Annotated in this window: 1 pseudogene; it reads left to right on the top strand. The window is 50.3% G+C overall.

Annotated elements, in window-relative coordinates:
* Nucleotides 1-392, top strand: a pseudogene (gene tnpA / locus BHE89_RS21700) (IS200/IS605 family transposase); the annotation flags it as partial.

The following is a 392-nucleotide window of genomic DNA, read 5'->3' as shown; positions in this document are numbered from 1 at the left end:
CCTCAGAAAGCGGCACAGTGTCAGTAAACTGGTCGTGCATCTGATCTTTACGACAAAGTATCGACGTAAGCTATTTGACGGACTGATGCTCGCTCAACTGCGTGATGCATTTGACTCCGCTGCGGCAAAACTTGAATGCGAAATATTGAGATGGACGGAGAGCCTGACCATGTGCATCTGCTGGTTGCTTACCCGCCAAAACTGGCAGTCAGTGTGATGGTCAACAATCTGAAATCAGTATCGTCGCGCCTGCTGCGCCAGCAAAACACACATTTACGGACGCAAAGTAAAACGGGGCTTTTGTGGTCAAGGTCGTACTTTGTCTGTAGCACCGGAGGGGCAACGATTGAAACACTCAGAGCCTACGTTCAGAGCCAGTCAACGCCTGATTG

Origin of the sequence: Shigella sp. FC1967, assembly GCF_001743005.1 — a bacterium.
GTDB lineage: Bacteria > Pseudomonadota > Gammaproteobacteria > Enterobacterales > Enterobacteriaceae > Proteus.
Note: the sequence above shows the minus strand (reverse complement) of the source record. Positions and strands in the feature narration are given on the sequence as shown.